This is a genomic window from Streptomyces sp. NPDC036813, assembly GCF_055609245.1.
The window spans coordinates 56,214-71,097 of record NZ_JBVJPV010000017.1; the positions used below are offsets into that span (position 1 = coordinate 56,214).

Below are 14,884 nucleotides of genomic sequence, written 5' to 3' on the forward strand. Positions count from 1 at the left end.
TAGAACGAGATCCCCGCAGGGGCTTGAGTTCCAGTGGCCTATGGTGTAATTGGCAGCACGACTGATTCTGGTTCAGTTAGTCTTGGTTCGAGTCCAGGTAGGCCAGCTCGCAGAGCTTATCTGCAAAGCCCCCGTTGTGTAGCGGCCTAGCACGCTGCCCTCTCAAGGCAGTAGCGCCGGTTCGAATCCGGTCGGGGGTACTGATCTCGATCATGTCGGGATCGCTAGGGCCCCCGTTGTGTAGCGGCCTAGCACGCCGCCCTCTCAAGGCGGTAGCGCCGGTTCGAATCCGGTCGGGGGTACTGACTGGTCTAAACCATCATTGGTCTATGGTGTAATTGGCAGCACGACTGATTCTGGTTCAGTTAGTCTTGGTTCGAGTCCAGGTAGACCAGCTCGGACCTGCGGAAACGCAGTGTCCAGGCCCCCGTTGTGTAGCGGCCTAGCACGCCGCCCTCTCAAGGCGGTAGCGCCGGTTCGAATCCGGTCGGGGGTACCACGAGAAGGCCCTTCGCTTCGGCGGAGGGCCTTCGTCGTGCCCGGTGCCCGGCACGGCGCCCCGCCGGCTAGTCGAAGCCGTACCGCCGCGTCGACTCCTCTTCCTGGGCCAGCCGGTGCAGCGCCTGCAGCAGCGGCTCGTTCAGGATCGCGCCCAGGATCGCGAACTCCACCCGCTCGGCCTCCGACGGATACGCCGCCATGTTGTCCAGGTCCAGGGTGGCGGTCCGGTGCATCAACTCGGCGTACGGCACGAGCTGTTCGGCTCCCCAGTCGTAGCCGAGCCGGCGGAACGCGGCCACGGCCACGACCAGCGAGCGGTAGGAGGGGGAGATGGTCGCGAGGAGCTCGGCGTTGCGCCAGCCGACCCGGTCCAGGAGTGCGGCGACCTCCCGCTGAGCGGCCTGCACGTACTCGTCGTCCGCGTCCGGCTCCGGCACCTGCGGCAGCGCCCACAGGGACGCGCCCAGCCGGATCGACCGGCCCAGCGAGTCGTCGTCGACATGCCCCAGAACCTCGCGCACCGTGGCCACGGGGACCCGGCCGACCTGGATCATCGCGCGCACCAGCCGCAGCCGGCGCAGATGCTCCTCGTCGTACTCGGCCGTCGTCGCATTGATCTGCCGGCCGGGCGGCAGGAGCCCCTCCCGCAGGTAGTACTTGATCGTCGCGGTGGAAACCCCGCTGCGCTCGCTCAGTTCCGCCAGCCGCATCCCTTGCGTCCCTCCTTGGGTAACGGCACTATCCAAGCACGGGCGATTGTTGGACAGCGTCGCTCACCGACGAGGGGGCTCGATGTTCGGGAAGCAGATCACGGCCGGGCGCACCACCGCGGACACGGAGGGCGACGTCGTCGTCCTGCTGATCGGGATGCGCATCAACCACTTCTGGGCGGTGCACCAGTGGCTGCCGGTGTTCCTGGCGATGCCGCGCATGCTGCGCGAGCTGAGCAAGGACCGCGGCCGGGGACTGCTCGGCCAGGTCCTGCTGACGGCGTCGCCGCGGACGTACTACGTCGTCCAGTACTGGGAGTCCAGGGAGAAGCTCTACGCCTACGCGCACGACCCCGGCGCCCTGCACCACCCGGCGTGGGCCACGATCAACCGGCTGGAGAAGGCCGGCAGGGTCCGCGGGCACGTGGGGCTGTGGCACGAGGCGTACATCGTGCCGGAGGGGTCGTACGAGTCGATCTACGCCGACATGCCGGCGTTCGGGCTGGCCGCCGCGCACGGGCAGGTGCCGGTCGCTGCGCGCGGGCGGTACGCGAAGGACCGGTTCGCCCACCGTTCGCGGGAGGGCGGCTAGGACCTGTCCGGAGTCGGGGCGCGGGGCCGGCTCACCGCACTGGGGATGCCGTTCCTCGTGGTCGACCCGATCCGCCGGACAGGCCCCAGGCGCCGTCGGGGGGGGCGTCGCGGTGGCCGACCCGCCGTGGCCCGTTGCGCAGTTGTCCCGCGCCCCTGGGTGGGCTCCACGGCCGTCGAAGAGGGCCCGCCGCGGCGTTGAGGCGGGCCCTGCTCGGTGCCGTGCGGGTCAGCCGGTGCGGCGCAGGGCCTCCGAGAGGCGGGCCGCGGCGTCGATGACCGCCTGGGCGTGCATACGGCCCGGGTGGCGCGTGAGGCGCTCGATGGGGCCGGAGACCGACACGGCGGCCACCACACGGTTGGAGGGGCCGCGCACGGGCGCGGAGACCGACGCGACGCCCGGCTCGCGCTCACCGATCGACTGGGCCCAGCCGCGGCGCCGTACGCCGGAGAGGGCCGTCGCCGTGAAGCGCGCGCCCTGCAGGCCCCGGTGCAGCCGCTCGGGCTCCTCCCAGGCCATCAGGACCTGCGCGGACGAGCCCGCCTTCATCGTGAGCGTGGAGCCGACCGGGACCGTGTCCCGCAGTCCGGACAGGCGCTCCGCGGCGGCGACGCAGATACGCATGTCACCCTGGCGGCGATAGAGCTGCGCGCTCTCGCCCGTGACGTCCCGCAGATGCGTGAGCACCGGGCCCGCGGTGGCGAGGAGACGGTCCTCACCCGCGGCCGCGGCCAGTTCTGCCAGCCGAGGGCCGAGAATGAAACGTCCCTGCATGTCACGCGCCACCATGCGGTGGTGTTCCAAAGCCACGGCCAGGCGGTGAGCCGTGGGTCGAGCCAGTCCGGTGGCCGCGACCAGACCCGCGAGGGTGGCCGGACCGGACTCCAGAGCGCTCAGGACGAGGGCCGCCTTGTCCAGAACGCCGACGCCGCTACTGTTGTCCATGCAACGATACTCGCGTCTCACTCTGTGAAACGCAAGTTCAATTTTCCGTGGAACCCGCCACTCTGGATGTCACGAAGGCACAGCGGCCCGCGCTTCGACGGGCCTGGTGGCGGATGTCCGGTCGCAGGGGCGCGGGCAACGCCTCCTCAAGATCTCTAGTTGGGCCGGTGGACGTTTGCCGGCCGGAGGGAAAGCGATGGGTAGGACACTCGCGGAGAAGGTCTGGGACGACCACGTCGTCCGGCGCGCCGAGGGCGAGCCCGACCTCCTCTTCATCGATCTGCACCTGCTGCACGAGGTGACCAGCCCGCAGGCCTTCGACGGCCTCCGCAAGAGCGGCCGCCAGGTGCGCAGGCTCGACCTGACCATCGCCACCGAGGACCACAACACCCCGACCCTCGACATCGACAAGCCCATCGCGGACCCCGTCTCCCGGATCCAGCTGGAGACGCTGCGCAAGAACGCCGCCGACTTCGGTGTGCGGCTGCACCCGCTGGGCGACGTCGAGCAGGGCGTCGTGCACGTCGTCGGCCCCCAGCTGGGCCTGACCCAGCCCGGCACCACCGTGGTCTGCGGTGACTCCCACACCTCCACGCACGGTGCCTTCGGCGCGCTGGCGTTCGGCATCGGCACCTCGCAGGTCGAGCACGTGCTGGCCACCCAGACGCTGCCCCTGGCCCGTCCGAAGACCATGGCGATCACGGTCGACGGCGAGCTGCCCGAGGGCGTCACCGCCAAGGACCTGATCCTGGCGATCATCGCCAGGATCGGCACCGGCGGCGGCCAGGGCTACATCCTGGAGTACCGCGGCTCCGCCATCGAGAAGCTCTCGATGGAGGCCCGGATGACCATCTGCAACATGTCGATCGAGGCCGGCGCCCGCGCGGGCATGATCGCCCCCGACGAGACGACCTTCGCGTACCTCAAGGGCCGTCCGCACGCCCCCGAGGGCGCCGACTGGGACGCCGCGGTGGCGTACTGGAAGACGCTGAAGACGGACGACGACGCCGAGTTCGACGCCGAGGTCGTCATCGACGCCTCCGAACTGTCGCCGTTCGTCACCTGGGGCACCAACCCCGGCCAGGGCGCGCCGCTTTCCGCGTCCGTCCCCGACCCGGCTTCGTACGAAGACCCTTCGGAGCGCTTCGCCGCCGAAAAGGCCCTGGAGTACATGGGGTTGGAGGCCGGCCAGCCGCTGCGGTCCATCAAGGTGGACACCGTCTTCGTAGGCTCCTGCACCAACGGCCGCATCGAGGACCTGCGGGCCGCCGCGGACCTGCTGCGGGGCCGCAAAGTCGCCGACGGAGTACGGATGCTGGTCGTCCCGGGCTCCGCGCGGGTGGGTCTGCAGGCCGTCTCCGAGGGCCTCGACGTGGTCTTCAAGGAGGCCGGCGCCGAGTGGCGGCACGCGGGCTGCTCCATGTGCCTGGGCATGAACCCCGACCAGCTGGCCCCCGGTGAGCGCTCCGCGTCCACCTCCAACCGCAACTTCGAGGGCCGGCAGGGCAAGGGTGGCCGCACCCACCTGGTGTCGCCGCAGGTCGCCGCCGCGACCGCGGTCCTGGGCCACCTGGCCTCGCCCGCCGACCTGACCGACGCCGAGACCCGTACGCCCGCTGGAGTCTGAGGATCATGGAAGCATTCACCACGCACACCGGCCGGGCCGTCCCGCTGCGCCGCAGCAACGTGGACACCGACCAGATCATCCCCGCCCACTGGCTCAAGAAGGTCACCCGCGACGGATTCGAGGACGGGCTGTTCGAGGCCTGGCGCAAGGACTCCGAGTTCGTGCTGAACCGCCCCGAGCGGCAGGGCGCCACCGTCCTGGTCGCAGGCCCGGACTTCGGCACCGGCTCCTCCCGTGAGCACGCGGTGTGGGCGCTGCAGAACTACGGCTTCAAGGCCGTGATCTCCTCCCGCTTCGCCGACATCTTCCGCGGCAACTCGCTGAAGAACGGCCTGCTCACCGTGGTCCTGGACCAGAAGATCGTGGACGCGCTGTGGGACCTGGTCGAGAAGGACCCCACCGCTGAGGTCACCGTGGACCTTGAGGCGCGTGAGGTGCGCGCCGAGGGCATCACCGCCTCGTTCGAGCTGGACGAGAACTCCCGCTGGCGGCTGCTGAACGGTCTGGACGACATCTCCATCACCCTGCAGAACGAGGCGGACATCGCCGCGTACGAGGCGAAGCGGCCGTCCTTCAAGCCGCGCACGCTCCAGGTCTGAACCTTCGGCCCGGCCGGCCCCGCCGAGGGTCGGGTTTCGGCCACCGCATCACCCCTTCTGTACCCCCGATCGGTCCGATCGGGGGTACAGCCGTTTCCGGGGCCGTACGGCCCCAGCGGCCGGTTGATCACGGTTCAACTTCCCACGTTACGGCGGTGGTTGCTGGGGTACCCGAGGTCCAGGACCGCGTCCTCCCGGTGCGCCCGGATGGCCGTCGGAGGCGGCAGTTGCCCCCTGCGCGGGCGACAACTCGCCCCAGATGGCACAATCTGTGCATGGAACACGACGGCCAACTCGAGCTCTATGCGGCGGTCGCGGACCAACTGAAACAAGCGCACACCCGGGTGCGCGCACTGCAAGTCCCGGAGGGCGTACGGATGGCGCTGACCCGGAAGCTGCTGGTCATTACGGCCGCGGCCAAACACGATCTTGCCGGTGCGACAAGGCGGCTGGAGCGGTTCATGGCGGATCTCGACGCGGGGCGCGTCCCCGAAGAGGACCACTGAACACCTCCGCGATCGCCGAGTTCGTTGCGGCACAAGGGTGATAAGCCCGTTTCGTGTTTGATTTGCGGTATATATCTGCCTAACGTGCGAAAAAGCTTGAACACTTTCGTTCTGGCGATGTCTCCGAAGGGGAAGACGTGAACAAGGCGCAGCTCGTAGAAGCGATTGCCGACAAGATGGGTGGCCGCCAGCAGGCCGCCGATGCTGTCGACGCGGTCCTGGACGCCATCGTCCGCTCGGTCGTCGGGGGCGACCGCGTCTCGGTCACCGGGTTCGGTTCCTTCGAGAAGGTCGACCGGCCGGCCCGCTACGCCCGTAACCCGCAGACGGGCGAGCGGGTTCGGGTCAAGAAGACCTCCGTTCCCCGCTTCCGCGCGGGTCAGGGCTTCAAGGACCTGGTCAGCGGGTCGAAGAAGCTCCCGAAGAACGACATCGCGGTCAAGAAGGCCCCCAAGGGCAGCCTGTCCGGCCCGTCCGCCACCATCGCCAAGCCCGCGGGCAAGAAGGCCGCGGCCAAGAAGACGACGACGGCGGCCGCGAAGAAGACCACCACCGCCAAGAAGGCGACCCCGGCGAAGAAGACCACCACGGCCGCCGCGAAGAAGACCACGGCCAAGAAGGCGCCCGCCAAGAAGACCACGGCGACGGCCGCCAAGAAGACGACCGCGGCGAAGACCACGGCCGCCAAGAAGACCACGGCGAAGAAGGCCCCGGCGAAGAAGGCGACCGCCAAGAAGGCGCCCGCCAAGAAGTCGTCGGCGCGCAAGACCGCCGCGAAGAAGACCACCGCGCGCTAGGAGGCGACGCGCAAGGGTTGCTCACGCGCCGGGCCGGACTCCCTGACGGAGTCCGGCCCGCGGTGTGTTGTGGACCTGGTGTCCTGGTGGGGGCGGAGTTTTGGGACGGGGCGGCCCGACCGGGCCTCCCGCACACGCCCGGTGGGCAAGGGCCGGCGTCAGAACGTCTGCAGGGTCACCAGCGTGACGCGGCGGGAGTCGCCCTCGCCTTCCGTTTCGATACGCACCCGTTGGCCGGGGCGCAGCAGGCGCAGACCGCCCGCGTCGAAGGCCGGGGCGTCGAAGGGCACGGGCGTGCCGTCGTCGAGGAGCACCTGGCCGGAGCGGGTCTCGGGGTCGTACGTGTATGCGGTCGCCTGCATGACGGTCAGCCTACTGCCCGGGGATCAGCAGCCGCGCGGCCGCCGCGGCCGTCCGGGGGCCGACGCCCAGAAAGAGCGCGGCGCGCAGGTCCTCGCCGGTGTCCACGTCCTGGCGTACGGAATCGACCCGGTCCAGGGGCAGCTCGACCGCGCCGGACGCGCGATGGCGGGCGCGGGAGTCCGGGCCGAATGCCGGGTGCAATTCCTGGCCCGCGGTGGCCGACAGGAGCGTGGTGCCGATTTCCGCGGCGTCCGGGAGAAATGCGCGCGGGAATGGGGCGGCCGCATCGAGGACCCGGGCCAATTCCGGCGGGCGCAGCGCCGGCAGGTCGGCGTTCAGGGCCGCCACGGGAGTTCGGGGGTGCGTCGCGCGTACGACCGCCGTCGCGTGCGCCAGGGCCGCGTTCAGGCCCGCGGACGGGGCGTCGGGGACGATTCGGGCGCCCAGGGCGGCCAGCTCCCGGCCGGCCAGGGCGTCGTTCGTGACGACCGCCACATCGCCCACCGCGTCGCAGGCCAGGGCCGCCGCGACCGTGTCCTGGGCGAAGGCGAGCGCGAGGCCCGGGCGCACCCCGTCCCCGGCCGTGTCCGCGAGCCTGCTCTTGGCCCGCGCCAGAGGCTTCAGGGGGATGACCAAGGTCCACTGCACCGGCGTACCGTCCCTCTCGTGTCCTCGTCATTGTCGCCGGGCCGTCTCCCGCGCCGGACAGCGGGGAGGATGTGCGAAGCTCCGCACAGGGGCGGTGGCCGGTGACGGGCGGGCGTACGGTGTTCTCGACAGACCGGCGGCCCGGGGCGACACTTGTGCGGCCCCACGGGCCCCCGGTGGCAAGCCCTAGAGGAAGGTGTCCGCGTGCCCCGCCGCAGAATCGGCTTCTGGTACCGCTTCGCCGCGGTGATCTGCAAACCACCGCTGGTGTTTCTGCTCAAGCGGGACTGGCGCGGAATGGAGAACATTCCGGCCGACGGCGGATTCATCACGGTGGTGAACCACAATTCGCACGTCGACCCCTTCGCATACGCCCACTACCAGTACAACACGGGCCGGGTCCCACGTTTCCTGGCCAAGAGCGGGCTTTTCAAGAAGGGCTTCGTCGGCGCCGCCATGCGCGGCACCGGCCAGATCCCCGTCTACCGCGAGTCCACCGACGCGCTCAGCGCCTTCCGGGCCGCGATCGACGCCGTGGAGCGCGGCGAGTGCGTCGCCTTCTACCCCGAGGGCACCCTCACCCGCGACCCCAACGGCTGGCCCATGACCGGCAAGACGGGCGCCGCACGCGTCGCCCTGCAGACCCGGTGCCCGGTCATCCCGGTCGCCCAGTGGGGCTGCAACGAGCTGCTGCCGCCGTACGCCAAGAAGCCGGACCTCTTCCCGCGCAAGACCCACCATGTGCTGGCCGGGCCGCCCGTGGACCTCTCCCGCTTCTACGGCAAGGAGATGTCCGCCGAGGTGCTGAAGGAGGCCACCGAGGTCATCATGGCGGCCATCACCCGCCAGCTGGAGGAGATCCGCGGCGAGAAGGCACCCGCCACGCCGTACGACCCGCGCCGCGAGCGCATCGAGCAGCGCCGCCGCACCCAGGCCCAGGCCGAGGCGCGGACGCAGGGCAAGCAGGCGGAAGGGCAGGGCACGTGAGCAAGCCGGTCACGCCGGTCAAGGCAGCCGTCTTCAGCGCCGGTTCGTGGGGCACCGCCTTCGGCATGGTGCTCGCCGACGCCGGGTGCGAGGTCGTGCTGTGGGCGCGCCGCCCCGAGGTCGCCGAGGCGATCAACTCCACCCGGACCAACCCCGACTACTTCCCCGGCGTGGAGCTGCCCGGGAACCTCCGCGCCACCACCGATCCCGCCGAGGCCGCAGCCGGCGCCGACTTCACCGTGCTGTCGGTGCCCTCCCAGACGCTGCGCGCCAACCTCGCCGAGTGGACCCCGCTGCTCGCCCCGCGCACCGTCCTGGTGTCGCTGATGAAGGGCGTCGAGCTGGGTACCACCATGCGGATGAGCGAGGTCATCGAGGACGTCGCCAAGGTGGGCCCGGAACGCGTCGCCGTGGTCACCGGGCCCAATCTGGCCCGCGAGATCGCCGCCCGCATGCCGGCCGCGGCCGTCGTCGCCTGCACCGACGAGGCGGTCGCGCAGCGCCTGCAGACCGTCTGCCACACGCCGTACTTCCGGCCGTACACCAACACCGACGTCGTCGGCTGCGAACTGGGCGGTGCCGTCAAGAACGTCATCGGCCTCGCCGTCGGCATCGCGGACGGCATGGGCCTCGGCGACAACGCCAAGGGCTCGCTCATCACCCGCGGCCTCGCCGAGACCACCCGGCTGGGCCTGGCGATGGGCGCCGACCCGATGACGTTCTCCGGACTCGCGGGTCTCGGCGACCTGGTGGCCACCTGCTCCTCGCCGCTGTCGCGCAACCACACCTTCGGCACCAACCTCGGCAAGGGCATGACCCTGCAGGAGACCATCGCGGTCACCCGGCAGACCGCCGAGGGAGTCAAGTCCTGCGAGTCGGTGCTGGATCTGGCCCGCCGGCACGGCGTCGACATGCCGATCACCGAGACCGTCGTGTCCATCGTGCACGAGGGCAAGTCCCCGGTGGTCGCCCTCAAGGAGCTGATGTCGCGCAGCGCCAAGCCCGAACGGCGCTGAACGGCGCCGCCCGCGCGACGCTGCGCGACCGAGCGGGGGACACGGAGTCACGGCGGCCCGGCGGGCGCTGACTCGGCGCATACCAACGGGTACTCTCAACGCGATATGAGCACCGAGAACCTCCCCCAGAGCCCTGAGCAGCCGTCCCGCAAGCCGCGCGTGGCCGTCGTGTTCGGCGGACGCAGCTCCGAACACGGGATCTCCATGGTCACGGCCGGCGCCGTCCTGAGTGCCATCGACCGGACGCGTTACGACGTCCTGCCGATCGGCATCACCCGGGAGGGCCGTTGGGTGCTGACGGCCGACGAGCCGGAGCGGATGGCCATCGCCGACCGCCGCACCCCCGAGGTCGACGACATGGCCGAGCCCGGCGACGGCGGCGTGGTGCTCCCCGTCGACCCCGCCAGCCGAGAGGTCGTCTACAGCGAGCCCGGCTCGGTGCCCAAGGCGCTCGGCGAGGTCGACGTGGTCTTCCCGGTGCTGCACGGCCCGTACGGCGAGGACGGCACCCTCCAGGGCCTGCTGGAGCTGTCCGGGGTGCCCTACGTGGGCTCGGGTGTGCTCGCCTCGGCCGTCGGCCAGGACAAGGAGTACATGAAGCGGGTGTTCACCTCCTTCGGGCTCAAGGTGGGCCCGTACGTGGTGATCCGGCCCCGCGAGTGGGAGCGGGACACCGCCGCCGCTCGCAAGAAGATCGTCGACTTCGCCGGCGAGCACGGCTGGCCGCTGTTCGTGAAGCCGGCGCGGGCCGGCTCGTCCATCGGCATCACCAAGGTGGACGACCTCTCCGGCCTGGACGAGGCCATCGAGGAGGCGCAGCGGCACGACCCGAAGATCCTGGTCGAGGCGGCCGTGCGCGGCCGTGAGATCGAGTGCGGCGTGCTGGAGTTCGAGGACGGCCCGCGCGCGTCGGTACCGGCGGAGATCCCGCCGCCGGACGCCCACGCGTACTACGACTTCGAGGCCAAGTACATCGACTCCACGCCCGGCATCGTCCCGGCGCCGCTCACCGACGAGCAGACCGCCGAGGTGCGGCGGCTCGCGGTGGACGCCTTCGACGCGGCGTCCTGCGAGGGCCTGGTGCGCGCGGACTTCTTCCTCACCGAGGACGGCGAGTTCGTCATCAACGAGATCAACACGATGCCCGGCTTCACGCCGATCTCGATGTACCCGCAGATGTGGCAGGCCACCGGCGTCAGCTACCCCGAGCTGGTCGACCGCCTCATCCAGGCGGCCCTGCGCAGGTCCACGGGCCTGCGCTAGCCCCTGGGGTGGTCCCTCGGTCGCTCAGTCGGCGATCCCCTCGGGGATCGCCTTCTTGATGCCCGGGGCCAGGTCCACGAGCACCGACGAGGTGTCCCGGCCCTCGGGCACGGTCACCTCGACGTAGGCACGGCGGTTGGCTGTGGTGAAGCGGTACCCGGCGTCGTCCTGCTTCTCCATGAGCCAGTCGACGCCGTCCACGCCGCCGGCGATGGCGTCGGGGTCACCGCCCTCGGAGACCTTCTGGTCGGTCATCTTCGGCGGCCGCTCGACACCGCACCGCAGTATGATCGCCGGGTCCCCCCAGCCCGCGGTCAGCGGTGACGCGGGGGCGGGGTCCCGGCGGTCCTGGCCGTCGACCCGGGACGGCAGCGCCCGGTCCAGCTCTCGGCAGAGCTCCGCGGTCTTCGCCGCCGGCGACGGAACCGCGACCGACGCGCTGTCGTCTGCGAAGGAGCAGCCCGCGACGCCGAGGAGCAGGACGAGGGCGGGCAGGCCGAAGGGCCGGTGACGGAAGAAGCTCACCGGCCAAGGGTAGACGGGGGCTACAGATGGACGACCGGGCAGGTCAGTGTGCGGGTGATGCCGTCCACCTGCTGGACCTTGGCGACCACCATGCGGCCCAGGTCGTCGACGGTGTCGGCCTGCGCGCGCACGATGACGTCGTAGGGACCCGTGACGTCCTCGGCCTGGATCACTCCAGGGATCTTGCCGATCGTCTCGGCGACGGTCGACGCCTTGCCGACCTCAGTCTGGATCAGGATGTACGCCTGTACCACGGAACCTCCAGGGCGGCCACGAGGATCATGTGGGGAAAAGGAACGCCACGGTACCGCGTCGCCGCTCCCCGCGGGGAGACCTGCGGGAACCGGGCCTTGCGTGCCGGGGTGCGGACAGGGCGGACGAGGATGACCGAAGGGACCGTTCACCGGGGGCCGGTCTCATCGACCGGGCACCTGCGGCCGGTCACTTCGACGGTATCGAGGACACTGGTCCCGCGCGACCGGGCACGGACAACGTCAGCAGGGACGGAAGGGGAGCCAGGACAATGAAGGGCACTGTTGGTGAGCTCGGGGAGTTCGGGCTCATCAGGGAGCTCACCTCCCGTCTCACCACCACCCCGGCGGTCCGGGTCGGCCCCGGCGACGACGCCGCCGTGGTGGCCGCCCCCGACCGGCGGGTCGTGGCCAGCACCGACATCCTGCTGGAGGGCCGGCACTTCCGCCGCGACTGGTCCACGGCCTACGACGTCGGCCGCAAGGCAGCCGCGCAGAACCTCGCCGACATCGCAGCCATGGGCGCCGTCCCGACCGCGCTGCTGCTCGGCCTGGTCGTGCCCGCCGAGCTGCCGGTGACCTGGCCGACGGAGATGATGGACGGCCTGCGCGACGAGTGCCAGGTCGCGGGCGCCTCCGTGGTCGGCGGCGACGTGGTGCGCGGCGACACGATCATGGTGTCCATCACCGCGCTCGGTGACCTGCGCAACCAGGAGCCCGTCACCCGGGCCGGCGCGCAGCCCGGCGACCTCGTCGCCGTGACCGGCTGGCTCGGCTGGTCCGCCGCCGGATACGCGGTGCTCTCCCGCGGCTTCCGCTCGCCGCGCGCCTTCGTCGAGGCCCACCGCCGCCCGGAGCCGCCGTACCACGCCGGGCCCGCGGCCGCAGCGCTCGGCGCGACCGCGATGTGCGACGTCAGCGACGGACTGATCGCCGACCTCGGGCACATCGCCGAGGCCAGCAAGGTGCGCATCGACATCCGTTCCGGCGCCATCGACATCCCCACCCAGATGCACGACATCGGGCAGGCCGTGGGCGTGGACCCGCTCCAGTGGGTGCTGACCGGGGGAGAGGACCACGCGATCGTCGCGACCTTCCCGTCCGACGCCAAGCTGCCCGCCCGCTGGAAGGTGATCGGCGAGGTGCTCAACCCCTCCGCGCTGCCCCAGGTGACCGTCGACGGCGCCCCCTGGACCAGCAAGGGCGGCTGGGACCACTTCGGGGACATCGAGTCATGACCGCGCCGCCCCGGGTGCTCACGGTGGCCGGCTCCGACTCCGGGGGCGGCGCCGGGATCCAGGCCGACCTGAAGACCATGCTCGCGCTCGGCACGCACGGCATGAGCGTGCTCACCGCCGTCACCGCGCAGAACTCCCTCGGCGTGCAGGACGCTTGGGAGCTGCCGGCCGAGGCGGTGCGCGCGCAGTACCGCAGCGTCGTCGACGACATCGGCGTCCAGGCCGTGAAGACCGGCATGCTCGCTTCGGCCGAACTCGTCGAGACCGTCGCGGAGTTGCTGGCCGGCACCGACGCGCCCGCCGTCGTCGACCCGGTCGGTGTCTCCAAGCACGGTGACGCGCTGCTCGCGGCCTCCGCGCTGGAGTCCGTGCGCACCAAGCTGCTCCCGGCGGCCACCGTCGCCACCCCGAACGTCGACGAGGTCGCCCAACTCACCGGCGTGCACGTCGAGTCGGAGGACGACCTGCGGCGGGCCGCGGCGGCCGTCCTGGGGTACGGGCCGCGCTGGGTGGTGATCAAGGGCGGGCATCTGGCCGGGGACGCCGTGGACCTGCTCACGGACGGCTCCGAGGAGCACTGGCTGCGCGCCCCGCGCCACGACAACCGGCACACCCACGGAACCGGTTGCACCCTCGCCTCCGCCATCGCGTGCGGCCTCGCCAAGGGGCAGTCCGTGCCGGAGGCGGTCACAGCGGCCAAGGAGTACGTCACCGGGGCCATCGCCGCCGGCTTCGCACTCGGCGACGGCATCGGGCCCGTGGACCACGGGTGGGCGCGCGGGCGGGGCACGTCCTGAGCGGCCCCTCGGGCCCGCTCACGGGGGATCCCGGTGAGTGCCCCCCCGGGGCGGGGCACTCACCGGGATCCCCCGGGGGTGCTCGGGCGGGCTGCTCCCCGAGCCCCCCGTGGGGCGTTCACGCCGGGGTGCTCCCCGAGTCCGCCGTGGGCGTTCACGCGGGATACTCCCCGAGGCCGACCGCGCGGGCTGCTCTCCGAGTCCCCCGTAGGGCTTTCACTCAGGCTGCTCTCCGAGTCCCCCGTGGGGCGTTCAGGCGGGGTGTTCCCTGAGGCCGACCGTGCGGGCTGCTCCCCGAGCTCCGCGCCGGCCGCTCACGCGGGGTACTCCCTGAGGTCGATCGCGGTCGCCGCCTTCTCCGTCAGCCGCTTGAAGAAGCCCGCCAGCATCCGGGAGCTCAGCAGCCGGTACATGCGGTCCCGGCTGCGGATGCGGCGCTCGGTGGCCGGGGCGAAGAACGGGCCGGCGTTGCCGGAGATCTTCTGGCAGCCCCGGGCGAAGTCCCGGATGCGCGCCTCGTACTCGGCCAGCGCGATGCGTACGTCGCCGCCCGCCAGCGCCAGTTCCCCGGCGAGGACGTACGCGCCGACGACGGCCACGCCCGTGCCCATGCCGCCCATCGTCGCCCCGTACCCGGCGTCCCCGAGCAGCGCCACCCGGCCCTTCGTCAGCCGGTCGACGTGGATCTGCGCGATGGCGTCGAAGTACAGGTCGTCGGTCTCCTGGAGCGCCTTCAGCACCGCCGGCGTCTCCCAGCCCATCCCCGCGAACCGTTCGGTGAGGATCCGCTTCTGCGCCTCGGCGTCCCGGCGGTCGTACGCCAGTTCCTGGGACCGGAACACCAGCAGGGCACCCGCGCGTTCCGGGTCGCCGTCGTAGTTGCCGATGACGACGCAGCGGCCCGGTTCGCTGTACAGCCGGCCCGTGCGGTCCAGGCCCAGGTGGTTGGGCACGGGGAAACCGGCCACGTAGTGGTCGAAGAAGCGCAGGTGGTGGGATTCGTCGCCGAAGACCAGGCGGCGGGTGTGCGAGTGCAGGCCGTCGGCGCCGACGACGAGGTCGAAGCGGCGGGGCGCGCCGCGTTCGAAAGCGACCTCGACGCCGTCCGGGGTGTCGGTCAGCGCCGAGACCGAGTCGCCGAAGACGTACTCGACGCGGTCCTTGGTGCGCTCGTACATGATCCGGGACAGGTCGCCGCGGAAGATCTCCACGTCCCCGCTCATCATCTCCGCGGGCAGATCCACGCGCGGGGCGCCGTCGGCGTCGACGACCGTCTGCCGGCCCATGTGGGTCTGGTGGGCGTGCACGTCGTCCCAGATGCCCATGGCGGTGAGCACCCGGCGGTGCACGTGCCCGCGGAAGTCGACCGCGAAGCCGCCGCCGCGCAGCGCGGGCGCCTTCTCCACGACGGTGACCCGCGCGCCGTTCCGGGCGAGGCCGAGGGCGAGGGCCGGGCCGGCGACGCTCGCGCCGGAGATCAGGACGGTGAGGTGGCTCAGGTTCTCGGTCATGCGAGGAG

At 71.4% G+C, this 14,884-nt stretch carries 17 protein-coding genes and 5 tRNA genes; 15 read left to right on the forward strand and 7 right to left on the reverse strand.

The genetic code is table 11. From position 1 onward, the window contains the following. The first annotated feature begins 34 nt into the window (after window positions 1-34). The 5 genes from ACZ67Q_RS30600 to ACZ67Q_RS30620 all read left to right on the forward strand — a co-directional run bounded on the left by ACZ67Q_RS30600 (window position 35) and on the right by ACZ67Q_RS30620 (window position 499). Window positions 35-106: transfer RNA gene (locus ACZ67Q_RS30600), tRNA-Gln, on the forward strand. Window positions 107-127: 21 nt separating this feature from the next. Continuing rightward, window positions 128-200 (forward strand) — tRNA-Glu (locus ACZ67Q_RS30605). 29 nt (window positions 201-229) lie between these two features. Next, a tRNA-Glu gene (locus ACZ67Q_RS30610) sits at window positions 230-302 on the forward strand. A 21-nt stretch (window positions 303-323) separates the two neighbouring features. Beyond that, window positions 324-395: transfer RNA gene (locus tag ACZ67Q_RS30615), tRNA-Gln, on the forward strand. A 28-nt stretch (window positions 396-423) separates the two neighbouring features. Beyond that, window positions 424-499, forward strand: a tRNA-Glu gene (locus tag ACZ67Q_RS30620). Between the two features lie 67 nt (window positions 500-566). Here the strand turns inward: ACZ67Q_RS30620 and ACZ67Q_RS30625 are convergent. Continuing rightward, window positions 567-1,211 (reverse strand): MerR family transcriptional regulator, encoded by a 645-nt coding sequence (locus ACZ67Q_RS30625; RefSeq protein WP_471188756.1) that lies wholly within the window; start codon window positions 1,209-1,211, stop codon window positions 567-569. An 82-nt stretch (window positions 1,212-1,293) separates the two neighbouring features. Between ACZ67Q_RS30625 and ACZ67Q_RS30630 the strand changes: the two genes are divergently transcribed. Further along, the gene (locus tag ACZ67Q_RS30630) at window positions 1,294-1,803 is read left to right on the forward strand and encodes a DUF4188 domain-containing protein (protein ID WP_471188759.1); all 510 of its coding nucleotides are present in this window, start codon (window positions 1,294-1,296) and stop codon (window positions 1,801-1,803) included. Window positions 1,804-2,031: 228 nt separating this feature from the next. On the opposite strand, the gene ndgR is transcribed toward ACZ67Q_RS30630, so the two are convergent. Beyond that, the gene (gene ndgR / locus ACZ67Q_RS30635) at window positions 2,032-2,748 is read right to left on the reverse strand and encodes an IclR family transcriptional regulator NdgR (RefSeq protein WP_361627730.1); all 717 of its coding nucleotides are present in this window, start codon (window positions 2,746-2,748) and stop codon (window positions 2,032-2,034) included. 196 nt (window positions 2,749-2,944) lie between these two features. On the opposite strand from ndgR, the gene leuC reads away from it, so the two are divergent. From leuC to ACZ67Q_RS30655, 4 genes are all read left to right on the forward strand, one after another. Continuing rightward, window positions 2,945-4,375, forward strand: coding sequence for a 3-isopropylmalate dehydratase large subunit (leuC, locus tag ACZ67Q_RS30640; RefSeq protein ID WP_471188762.1), 1,431 nt, complete (start codon window positions 2,945-2,947; stop codon window positions 4,373-4,375). Between the two features lie 5 nt (window positions 4,376-4,380). Next, window positions 4,381-4,974 (forward strand): 3-isopropylmalate dehydratase small subunit, encoded by a 594-nt coding sequence (gene leuD / locus ACZ67Q_RS30645; RefSeq protein WP_471188764.1) that lies wholly within the window; start codon window positions 4,381-4,383, stop codon window positions 4,972-4,974. Window positions 4,975-5,249: 275 nt separating this feature from the next. Beyond that, a complete protein-coding gene (locus ACZ67Q_RS30650; protein ID WP_361627721.1) occupies window positions 5,250-5,480 on the forward strand; it encodes an SCO5555 family protein in 231 nt (76 codons plus the stop codon). A 137-nt stretch (window positions 5,481-5,617) separates the two neighbouring features. Continuing rightward, entirely contained in the window at window positions 5,618-6,277 is a 660-nt protein-coding gene (locus tag ACZ67Q_RS30655) for an HU family DNA-binding protein (RefSeq protein WP_471188768.1), read from the forward strand. Window positions 6,278-6,435: 158 nt separating this feature from the next. Here the strand turns inward: ACZ67Q_RS30655 and ACZ67Q_RS30660 are convergent, their stop codons facing one another. Next, window positions 6,436-6,639 (reverse strand): hypothetical protein, encoded by a 204-nt coding sequence (locus ACZ67Q_RS30660; protein ID WP_361627715.1) that lies wholly within the window; start codon window positions 6,637-6,639, stop codon window positions 6,436-6,438. 10 nt (window positions 6,640-6,649) lie between these two features. Next, entirely contained in the window at window positions 6,650-7,288 is a 639-nt protein-coding gene (gene cofC, locus ACZ67Q_RS30665) for a 2-phospho-L-lactate guanylyltransferase (protein WP_471188771.1), read from the reverse strand. A gap of 204 nt (window positions 7,289-7,492) precedes the next feature. Here cofC and ACZ67Q_RS30670 point away from each other — a divergent pair, with 204 nt between their 5' ends. The 3 genes from ACZ67Q_RS30670 (at window position 7,493) to ACZ67Q_RS30680 (ending at window position 10,554) form a co-directional block, all read left to right on the forward strand. Next, window positions 7,493-8,275 carry a lysophospholipid acyltransferase family protein gene (locus tag ACZ67Q_RS30670; RefSeq protein WP_471188773.1) on the forward strand — a complete coding sequence of 261 codons (783 nt, stop codon included), beginning with the start codon at window positions 7,493-7,495 and terminating at the stop codon, window positions 8,273-8,275. Continuing rightward, complete coding sequence (locus tag ACZ67Q_RS30675; RefSeq protein ID WP_471188776.1) at window positions 8,272-9,291, forward strand: NAD(P)H-dependent glycerol-3-phosphate dehydrogenase; 1,020 nt, start codon at window positions 8,272-8,274, stop codon at window positions 9,289-9,291. Before ACZ67Q_RS30670 ends, ACZ67Q_RS30675 begins: the two co-directional genes overlap by 4 nt. A gap of 105 nt (window positions 9,292-9,396) precedes the next feature. Further along, window positions 9,397-10,554: a D-alanine--D-alanine ligase family protein gene (locus ACZ67Q_RS30680; RefSeq protein ID WP_471188779.1), complete on the forward strand. Its 1,158-nt coding sequence runs from the start codon at window positions 9,397-9,399 to the stop codon at window positions 10,552-10,554. Window positions 10,555-10,578: 24 nt separating this feature from the next. Here the strand turns inward: ACZ67Q_RS30680 and ACZ67Q_RS30685 are convergent, their stop codons facing one another. Both ACZ67Q_RS30685 and ACZ67Q_RS30690 read right to left on the reverse strand, forming a co-directional pair. Further along, complete coding sequence (locus ACZ67Q_RS30685) at window positions 10,579-11,079, reverse strand: DUF3515 domain-containing protein (protein WP_471188781.1); 501 nt, start codon at window positions 11,077-11,079, stop codon at window positions 10,579-10,581. Window positions 11,080-11,099: 20 nt separating this feature from the next. Continuing rightward, entirely contained in the window at window positions 11,100-11,333 is a 234-nt protein-coding gene (locus tag ACZ67Q_RS30690; protein WP_029384521.1) for an Lrp/AsnC family transcriptional regulator, read from the reverse strand. 269 nt (window positions 11,334-11,602) lie between these two features. Here ACZ67Q_RS30690 and ACZ67Q_RS30695 point away from each other — a divergent pair, with 269 nt between their 5' ends. Together ACZ67Q_RS30695 and thiD are read left to right on the forward strand one after the other, a co-directional pair. Next, window positions 11,603-12,568, forward strand: coding sequence for a thiamine-phosphate kinase (locus ACZ67Q_RS30695; RefSeq protein ID WP_471188783.1), 966 nt, complete (start codon window positions 11,603-11,605; stop codon window positions 12,566-12,568). Beyond that, window positions 12,565-13,365, forward strand: a complete 801-nt coding sequence (thiD, locus tag ACZ67Q_RS30700) for a bifunctional hydroxymethylpyrimidine kinase/phosphomethylpyrimidine kinase (protein WP_471188786.1) — start codon at window positions 12,565-12,567, stop codon at window positions 13,363-13,365. Before ACZ67Q_RS30695 ends, thiD begins: the two co-directional genes overlap by 4 nt. Before the next feature lie 314 nt (window positions 13,366-13,679). Here thiD and ACZ67Q_RS30705 read toward each other — a convergent pair whose 3' ends face one another. Next, window positions 13,680-14,876 (reverse strand): FAD-dependent monooxygenase, encoded by a 1,197-nt coding sequence (locus tag ACZ67Q_RS30705; RefSeq protein ID WP_471188788.1) that lies wholly within the window; start codon window positions 14,874-14,876, stop codon window positions 13,680-13,682. Between the last annotated feature and the right edge of the window lie 8 nt (window positions 14,877-14,884).

Excerpts from the sequence above, each read along its gene's own strand:
- ACZ67Q_RS30625 (WP_471188756.1), bottom strand. The coding sequence starts at position 1,211 with ATGCGGCTGGCGGAACTGAGCGAGCGCAGCGGGGTTTCCACCGCGACG.
- ACZ67Q_RS30705 (WP_471188788.1), bottom strand. The coding sequence starts at position 14,876 with ATGACCGAGAACCTGAGCCACCTCACCGTCCTGATCTCCGGCGCGAGC.
- ACZ67Q_RS30650 (WP_361627721.1), top strand. The coding sequence starts at position 5,250 with ATGGAACACGACGGCCAACTCGAGCTCTATGCGGCGGTCGCGGACCAA.
- ACZ67Q_RS30695 (WP_471188783.1), top strand. The coding sequence starts at position 11,603 with ATGAAGGGCACTGTTGGTGAGCTCGGGGAGTTCGGGCTCATCAGGGAG.
- leuC (WP_471188762.1), top strand. The coding sequence starts at position 2,945 with ATGGGTAGGACACTCGCGGAGAAGGTCTGGGACGACCACGTCGTCCGG.
- ACZ67Q_RS30630 (WP_471188759.1), top strand. The coding sequence starts at position 1,294 with ATGTTCGGGAAGCAGATCACGGCCGGGCGCACCACCGCGGACACGGAG.
- ndgR (WP_361627730.1), bottom strand. The coding sequence starts at position 2,748 with ATGGACAACAGTAGCGGCGTCGGCGTTCTGGACAAGGCGGCCCTCGTC.
- leuD (WP_471188764.1), top strand. The coding sequence starts at position 4,381 with ATGGAAGCATTCACCACGCACACCGGCCGGGCCGTCCCGCTGCGCCGC.
- ACZ67Q_RS30680 (WP_471188779.1), top strand. The coding sequence starts at position 9,397 with ATGAGCACCGAGAACCTCCCCCAGAGCCCTGAGCAGCCGTCCCGCAAG.
- thiD (WP_471188786.1), top strand. The coding sequence starts at position 12,565 with ATGACCGCGCCGCCCCGGGTGCTCACGGTGGCCGGCTCCGACTCCGGG.
- ACZ67Q_RS30660 (WP_361627715.1), bottom strand. The coding sequence starts at position 6,639 with ATGCAGGCGACCGCATACACGTACGACCCCGAGACCCGCTCCGGCCAG.